The organism is Agrobacterium sp. P15N1-A (assembly GCF_044626815.1).
GTDB classification, from domain to species: Bacteria; Pseudomonadota; Alphaproteobacteria; order Rhizobiales; family Rhizobiaceae; genus Agrobacterium; species Agrobacterium leguminum.
In genome coordinates this window covers 182,164-189,803 of the sequence record NZ_JBIUPF010000009.1, presented here as the reverse complement: position 1 = coordinate 189,803, position 7,640 = coordinate 182,164, and the positions used below count along the sequence as shown (strand labels likewise).

At 59.7% G+C, this 7,640-nt stretch carries 7 protein-coding genes and 1 tRNA gene; 6 read left to right on the top strand and 2 right to left on the bottom strand.

Going from position 1 to position 7,640, the window contains the following annotated elements; genetic code table 11:
• Positions 1-46: 46 nt before the first annotated feature.
• Positions 47-123: transfer RNA gene (locus ACIK7D_RS25385), tRNA-Met, on the top strand.
• A gap of 574 nt (positions 124-697) precedes the next feature.
• Here ACIK7D_RS25385 and ACIK7D_RS25380 read toward each other — a convergent pair.
• The gene (locus ACIK7D_RS25380) at positions 698-1,324 is read right to left on the bottom strand and encodes a GDSL-type esterase/lipase family protein (protein ID WP_400157814.1); all 627 of its coding nucleotides are present in this window, start codon (positions 1,322-1,324) and stop codon (positions 698-700) included.
• Between the two features lie 68 nt (positions 1,325-1,392).
• On the bottom strand, positions 1,393-2,304 hold the full coding sequence (locus ACIK7D_RS25375) for a 2-dehydro-3-deoxygalactonokinase (RefSeq protein ID WP_400157813.1): 912 nt from the start codon (positions 2,302-2,304) through the stop codon (positions 1,393-1,395).
• 115 nt (positions 2,305-2,419) lie between these two features.
• Here ACIK7D_RS25375 and ACIK7D_RS25370 point away from each other — a divergent pair, with 115 nt between their 5' ends.
• The 5 genes from ACIK7D_RS25370 to ACIK7D_RS25350 all read left to right on the top strand — a co-directional run bounded on the left by ACIK7D_RS25370 (position 2,420) and on the right by ACIK7D_RS25350 (position 7,638).
• The gene (locus tag ACIK7D_RS25370; protein WP_400157812.1) at positions 2,420-3,328 is read left to right on the top strand and encodes a dihydrodipicolinate synthase family protein; all 909 of its coding nucleotides are present in this window, start codon (positions 2,420-2,422) and stop codon (positions 3,326-3,328) included.
• Positions 3,325-4,491: a mandelate racemase/muconate lactonizing enzyme family protein gene (locus tag ACIK7D_RS25365; RefSeq protein WP_400157811.1), complete on the top strand. Its 1,167-nt coding sequence runs from the start codon at positions 3,325-3,327 to the stop codon at positions 4,489-4,491. Before ACIK7D_RS25370 ends, ACIK7D_RS25365 begins: the two co-directional genes overlap by 4 nt.
• Before the next feature lie 24 nt (positions 4,492-4,515).
• Positions 4,516-5,787 (top strand): ABC transporter substrate-binding protein, encoded by a 1,272-nt coding sequence (locus ACIK7D_RS25360; RefSeq protein WP_400157810.1) that lies wholly within the window; start codon positions 4,516-4,518, stop codon positions 5,785-5,787.
• Positions 5,788-5,870: 83 nt separating this feature from the next.
• Positions 5,871-6,797 (top strand): carbohydrate ABC transporter permease, encoded by a 927-nt coding sequence (locus ACIK7D_RS25355; protein WP_065116467.1) that lies wholly within the window; start codon positions 5,871-5,873, stop codon positions 6,795-6,797.
• A 10-nt stretch (positions 6,798-6,807) separates the two neighbouring features.
• The gene (locus ACIK7D_RS25350; protein ID WP_046800465.1) at positions 6,808-7,638 is read left to right on the top strand and encodes a carbohydrate ABC transporter permease; all 831 of its coding nucleotides are present in this window, start codon (positions 6,808-6,810) and stop codon (positions 7,636-7,638) included.
• Positions 7,639-7,640: the final 2 nt, after the last annotated feature.

Sequence of the window (7,640 nt, the reverse complement as noted above, 5' to 3'; positions counted from 1 at the left end):
AAAAGGCCGCATCAAGCGGCCTTTATGCTATAATAAAACCAGTCAACGCGGGGTGGAGCAGCCCGGTAGCTCGTCAGGCTCATAACCTGAAGGCCGCAGGTTCAAATCCTGCCCCCGCAACCAAATCCTACTCCATACTATCCAACAATAGCCGAAAACTGCGATCCTGTACGCTAAACAGCTATGATCGTCGGCGCAAAATCCCCGCCGTAAAACACAAATTCCAAGATCAACCGGTGCAAAGCGGGGGCACACGTTCGCGCGAATCTTGCGGCGTGTCCGAGGGATGCACGACGTGACGGCAGCTCAACGACACTCCTCTGATAGGCCTGTCAACTGCCTATAACTGAAAGGTTCATCCCTGACTGCGCAAATGGCTGATCACCATACACGATTTTCGTCATTTCTTGGCTGCCAAGAGCAAGGCGGCAAACCTTTAGCAGTTAATTACGAGGCTCTGATTGCAAGAATTTCAGCGAGATAGCCCGGCATCGTCACGCTAAAAGTGCATCATTGACATTACTGATCACCTACGCCGACAATGCTTCACGATTAAAGTTCCAGATATTTCAGCTGTTTGGGGATCGTTGAACATCAAGGTCAGCGGTTCGGTTCCCATCCACTGCAGAACGCTTTTAGAATCGCAGGTCGAGGATTTTGTTCTCATCAAGGCTAAAAGATAAAGTTGCCGCTTGCCTCAGTTCAGCAGACCCAACGTTTTTCTGAGCGTTTCCGACCAGACCGCATAGCCTGCTGCATTCAGATGAACCAGATCTGGCAGATAATAACGGAACATCGGCAGACCGTTTTCACCGATGAGGCCGGGGTTCGGATCAAGCCATGTCGTGCGTTCGTGGCCCTTGCACCAGTCGCGCGCCGTCTGGTTGAAGAGATTGAATTCCTGGCGGTATATCCAGCGCGCGGGACTGTGCTTGATCGCCAGAACAAACACGTCCGCCTGCGGTAGCGCTCGAGAGATGCGATACCGCAAATCCTGCAGGTGTCGAAGCGTCGTCTGAGCCTTGAGGCCGTCGCTGGCAATATCGTTTTCGCCGAAATAAAGCACCACTCTACCTGCCTTTAAGGGAACCAGGAGCTGGTGCAGGTAGTGGCTGGCGGAGAGGTAGGTACCGCCGCCAAATCCCAGATTGACGATATCCAGCGAGCCGAGATCCTGGGTGACGGAGTTCCAGATTCGAAACGAGGATGAGCCATAAAAGGCGGTCGGATTGTCTGGAAGGCCGATGCGCTGGAGGCGGGCCAGAATGGCAATGATATCGTTTTCGTGACGGCTGGTGCCGATATTGGCTGGGAAGTCGTACATGACGGTCCTAAAAACATCTAGTCTGAAAGGCGGATGCCGCCATTTTGGCATCCCGCGGTCGGCTGAGGTTACGAAAGCGCTCGGTGCAGGATAGCCAGGGCCCCTTTTGTCAGGGCGTCATCCGCACCCATGGATGTCCTGAGCCCGAACACATCTGCGGCAACCAGATAGAGATCGTTCAGCCCGTCATTGCCGACGATAGCTGCCTCGTCTCCCTCCGCATACCATCCGGCATCGCGGGCCTGCCGAAACTCCTGGCCGATGACCAGTCCCCGCACATAGGAGCGCAGCTGATCCGGCGAAAGCCGGCCGGCAAGCCCACCGGTTCGCGCCGAAAACAGCAGCGACAACATGGCGGCGGATCGTTTTGCCTCTTTCAGACCCCAGCGATAGGCCTCGGGACCATCGACCGGCGGCTGCGTTGAACCGCGCGCGATGAAGGAATGATTGATGAGCAGGTTGAAGATTTCACCGGTCACGAATGTCTGGAAACCGTCAATCCGCCCCGCCTTCACCCGCGCCCATTTGCTGTGGGTTCCGGGGATGATGAGGGTGGCGTCTTCGCCAAGGCCGTGGCCGACGATCTGGGTTTCTTCGCCGCGCATCACATCCGGAAAGGGCTGGCGGGCGGGGTCGTTTAGACCCGGCAGGAAGACGAGGTCGGAGCCGTTCGGCAGCGTCCTGCGCACCGTGCCTGCAGCAAGTTCCGCCAGGCCTGCCGGGCACGGCACATAAGCGACTTCAACCCAGCCATTGCGGCTGGTGATCATGCCGAGTGCGGCAACGGGCAGGGCCCCGTGGCGCGAGAACCAGGGTGCGAGTGCAGCCATCAGCGCCGCCTCATGCTCACCCTTGCCAAGGCTCGAAATACCGTCGGCGGTTTCCAGATGATCGAGTTCTACGCCGCCTTCACCAACGAGCGCCGCCCTCAGTGATGTCGTTCCCCAATCAACGATGATCGATGTCGCCGCTGCTGCCATGTCTTGAACCTCCTCGTTCATTTCATCTTGGGGCTTGTCATAGGGTGCGAGTCTATGTAGTGTCAATTAGTGAATTCAAGGTATCAAAATATGATACTTAATTGGGAGGAGAAAGATGGTGGCTGGCCTCAAGGGGATTTTGCCTGTTCTGCCCACGCCGTTTCTGGCTGATGGCGGCATTGACGAAGCGGGTATGAAGCGGCTGGTGGTCTTTGCGCTCGACAAGGGCGTGGATGGTGTCGTGTTTCCCGGTTTCGCCAGCGAGGTGGAGGCTTTGAATGCCGCCGAGCGTGCAACGCTGCTGAAGATCGTCGTGGATGCGGTGGCCGGCCGGGTGCCTGTTGTGGCCGGCGCCAGTGCGGCCGACTGGCGTGAGGTGGTCGAGCATGGGCGGGCGGCGTCGGCGCTCGGCAGTCGCCACCTGATGGTGCAGCCGCCCAAATCCGTCGGCACGGATGCGCCGGCGCTGATCGAATTCCTCGGCCGGATCGTTGAGGCGCTGCCCGAGGTTGAAATCATCCTGCAGAACGCGCCTGCGCCGCGCGGCTCCGACCTTTCGCCGCAGGCAATCGTGGAGATCGTGCGCGCCTTGCCGCAGGTGACCTATGTCAAGGAAGAAACGCTTCCCGCCGGCCCGGCCATCAGCCACATCATCGCCCATGCGCCTTCGACACTGAAGGGCGTCATCGGTGGCGGCGGTGCGCGTTACATTCTCGACGAATATGCTCGCGGTGCTACGGCTGCCATGCCGGCGCTGGAGATCGCCGAGGAACATGTGGCCATCGACCGGGCGCTTGTTGCCGGGCGGCAGGAAGAGGCGCGCCGGATCTATGTCCGCACCCTGCCGCTTCTGGTGTTGCAGGCGGTCTATCGCATGCGGCTGACCAAATATGTGCTCGCCCGTCGCGGCGTGATCGAAGGCGTCGGTGTGCGTGCACCGACACCCGAGCTTGATGCGGCGGCCATTGCCGATATTGACGCCAATCTGGTCGAACTTGGCCTCGTTGCCGCGGAGGCCGCATGAACAGCCCCATCGCAACCGTCGAAGTCTTCACGCTGACCCAGCCGCGCAAGGTTCCCTATCTTGGCGCGCTCAGGGAAGGCGAGGTGGTCAATCCCAACGGCTACATCGTGCGCAAGGGTAATCGCACGGTCTACCCCACCTTCGACCGCAGCGTGCTGGTGCGCATGACCACTGAGGCCGGTACTGTCGGCTGGGGCGAGACCTATGGCATCGTCGCCCCCGGCGCGGTCGCCGCCCTCATCAATGATCTTCTCGCCGGTTTCGTGATCGGCCGTGACGCGTCCGATCCTTCGGCTGTTTATGACGACCTCTACGACATGATGCGGGTGCGCGGTTATACCGGCGGCTTTTACGTCGATGCGCTCGCCGCGCTCGATATTGCGCTCTGGGATATTGCCGGGCAGGAAGCCGGCAAATCGGTTCGTGACCTTCTCGGCGGCGGGGTAGATACGTTTCCAGCCTATGTTTCCGGCCTGCCTGAACGAACGCTGAAGGCGCGCGGGAAACTGGCTAAATACTGGCAGGATCGCGGTTTCAACGCCTTCAAATTCGCTACGCCGGTGGCCGATGACGGCCCGGCGGCGGAAATTGCCAATCTCCGGCAGGTGCTTGGCCCCCAGGCGAAGATCGCTGCAGACATGCACTGGAACCAGACGCCGGAACGGGCGCTGGAACTGATTGCCGAAATGCAGCCCTTCGACCCGTGGTTCGCCGAAGCACCCGTCTGGACGGAGGACATTGCCGGTCTGGAGAAGGTTTCGAAGAATACCGACGTGCCGATTGCCGTCGGCGAGGAATGGCGCACCCATTGGGATATGCGTGCCCGCATCGAACGATGCCGCATCGCGATCGTGCAGCCGGAAATGGGCCACAAGGGCATCACCAATTTCATCCGCATCGGCGCCCTTGCCGCCGAACACGGCATTGAGGTGATCCCGCACGCCACCGTTGGCGCCGGCATCTTCCTTGCCGCCAGCCTGCAGGCGTCGTCGACATTGTCGATGCTGAAGGGACACGAATTCCAGCACTCGATCTTCGAGCCGAACCGCCGCCTGCTGGACGGCGACATGGATTGCCGCGAAGGCAGGTATCACCTGCCGTCCGGACCGGGACTTGGGGTAAGACCGTCGGAGGCGGCGCTCGGTCTGATTGAACGTATCTGATTTGGTTTTTTGGAGGAGGAAACCATGACCAAAAGAATGAAAAAGCTGGCGCTCAGCACCGCGATCGCCGTGTTGATGACCATGGGCGCTGTTGCGCCCGCCATGGCCGATACCGTGCTGAAGTTCATTTCCTGGCAGACCGACGATGCCGGAACGGGGGAATGGTGGCATTCCGCCATCGCCGCCTTCGAGAAACAGCATCCGGGGGTGAAGATCGAATTCACCAAGGCGGAGCGCAGTTCCTACGCGGATACGATGACCACGCTTTTCGCCGCCAACCAGCCGCCGCAGATCGTGCATCTGGCGTCCTTCGAATTCCAGATGTTTGCCGATAGCGGCTGGCTGGAACCGCTCGACCCGTGGCTGAAGAAGGATGGCATCGACATGACCGGCTGGGCCGGCCAGCAGAAATGCGAATGGAACGGCGAAACCGTCTGCATCATGACCAACTATTTCGGTTTCGTCATGGCCTATAACAAGAAGCTGCTGGAAGAAGCCGGCGTTGCGGTTCCGAAAACCTATGACGAGTTTCTGGCCGCTGCAAAAGCCACGACCAAGGATCTGAACGGCGACGGCATCATCGACCAGTTCGGCACCGGCCACGAAACCAAGGGTGGTCCAGGGCAATATCTGACGGAAATGCTGAACTACATCATCGATACCGGCGCCTACTGGACCGATAAGGATGGCAACATCACCATCGACACGCCACAGATGGTCGAGGGCCTTTCACGCTGGAAAACCGTGATGAAGAGCGGCATCAGCCCGGTCGACATGAGCGCCAGCGACGTGCGCAAGCTGTTTGCCGATGGCAAGATGGCCATGCGGCTCGATGGACCGTGGCTTTATGGCACGACTGAAAAGGGTTCGGCCAAGAGCGACATCGTTTATGTCGCGCCGCCGCTTCATCCGCCGCTTGGCGGGTCTTCCAACGTGCTTGCGATGCCGGCCGATATTCCCGACGACCAGAAGGCATTGGTCTGGGATTTCATCAAGCTGACGATGACGCCGGAATTCCAGCGCAGCTACGCCACCCTTGGCGGCAACACCCCGCCAAGCCCGAAAGCGGATGTCTCGGGTGTTGAAAAGACCATCCCGCATTTTCCGGTGCTGATCGAAACAATGAAGGCCGCGTCGGAAGCCGGTATCGACCGCATTCCGACCGGGCTTGAGCTTTTCTACAACGAGTTCAGCAAGATGGTGATGGAAGAAAGCCAGCGGATGATCATTCAGGATCTCGATCCGGCGGAGGTGGCAAAAACCATGCAGGCAAAGGCCGAAGCCATAAAGGGTTGATCCCCCATCGTCCTGATCCCGTTGTCCTGCCATGGCCCGTAAAGGGCCATGGCCATCATTCGCATCCGGCAGGAGGACCATCCATGACCGAACCCGTTCGGGCTGGGCGTCGCAAGTTCTTCGATCTTGCGCGTCCCAGCCGGCAACATCTCCTCGGCTATATTCTGATCGCGCCCGCGGTCCTGATGGTTGCCGCCATCATCGTCTGGCCGCTCGTGCTGGCCGTTGACCTGTCGTTCCAGCAGGTCAAGATACCAAGGCTTGGCGGCGCCAGCCGGCCGTTTTCGCTGAGCAATTACACCTGGCTGTTCTCGTCGCCGGAATTCTGGCTGGCCTGCTGGGTAACGCTGAAACTGGTCATCGTCGTTACCGCCGGCAGCGTTGCGGTCGGCCTCAGCACGGCGCTTCTGGCCAATAACCGTTTCAAGGGCCGCACCGTCGCGCGGCTGGGAATGGCGCTGCCCTGGGCCGTGCCGGAAATCATCGCGGTCGTCATCTTTGCGTGGATGTTCGACACTTCATTCGGCCTGTTCGGCTGGCTGGCGATCAAGCTCGGTTTCACCGACCAGATGATCCCGTGGGTCAGCAGTTCCACGGCCGCCTTCTGGGCCGTGGCGATCACCATGGTGTGGAAGGGTTTTCCTTTCGTCTCGATCATGTGTCTGGCTGGCCTGCAGTCCATCCCCGCCGATTATTATGCGGCGGCCAAGGTCGATGGCGCGAGTGTGTGGCAGCGCTTCCGCTGGATCACCATGCCGCTTTTGATGCCGGTGCTGGGCGTGACGCTCGTCCTGACACTGTTGTGGGTATTCCGCGACTTTTCGATCATCAAGGTTCTGACCGGCGGCGGGCCGCTGCGTTCAACCCAGACGCTGTCGATCATGACCTATGACCAGGCCTTCCAGTATCACAATTTCGGTCGTGCCGCCGCCGTCGGCGTGCTGACGCTGGTGATCTGCATCGTCGCGAGCCTCCTGATGCTCGGCCGGCGTTCGAAATCGATCTATTGAGGAGGCTTTGATGAAACGGACATTTTTACAGAGCCTTGCCCTTTACGCGACCGTGATCTTCACGCTGGTGATGATCCTGTTCCCGGTCTACTGGCTGCTGGTCACGGCACTTTCCACCACCGATGAGCTTTACCGCCTGCCGCCGACCTTCTGGCCGGACGATCCGCAGTGGGACATCTTCGCCCGCGTCTGGGCGGCAAAACCGATCCTGCTGTGGCTTTGGAATTCGATGCTGGCGGCCATCGGCTCGGTGGCGCTGTCGATGCTGGTTTCGGTCAGCGCCGGTTATGCGCTGTCGCGTTATTCCATGCGGGGTGGCGCGACCATGGGCCTCTTCGTCCTGACGGCGAAGATGCTGCCCGCGACGCTGCTCGTCATTCCGCTGTTTTCGATCTTTTCCAGCTTCGGCCTGATCGGCAGCCTATGGACGCTGGTTCTGGCGCATTCGACAATGATCATTCCTTTCGCCACATGGATGCTGAAAGGCTATTTCGACACCATTCCGAAGGAACTGGAACAGGCTGCCATGGTCGACGGCTGCTCGCCGATCGGCGCGATGGTGCGCGTCGTGCTTCCCATCGCCACGCCGGGGCTTGCCGCCACCGCACTTTATGCCTTCGTGCTCAGCTGGGCAGACTATGCCTATGCCCGCACCTTCCTCGTCAACTCGCCGGACAACTGGACGGCCAATCTCGGCATCACGACGATGCAGGGCGAATATGTCACCTACTGGAACGACATTTCCGCTGCATCCGTGTTCATCGCGCTGCCGATCATCGCAATCTACCTGTTCCTGGAACGTTATTTGGTCGGCGGCCTCACCGCTGGCGCGGAGAAATAAGC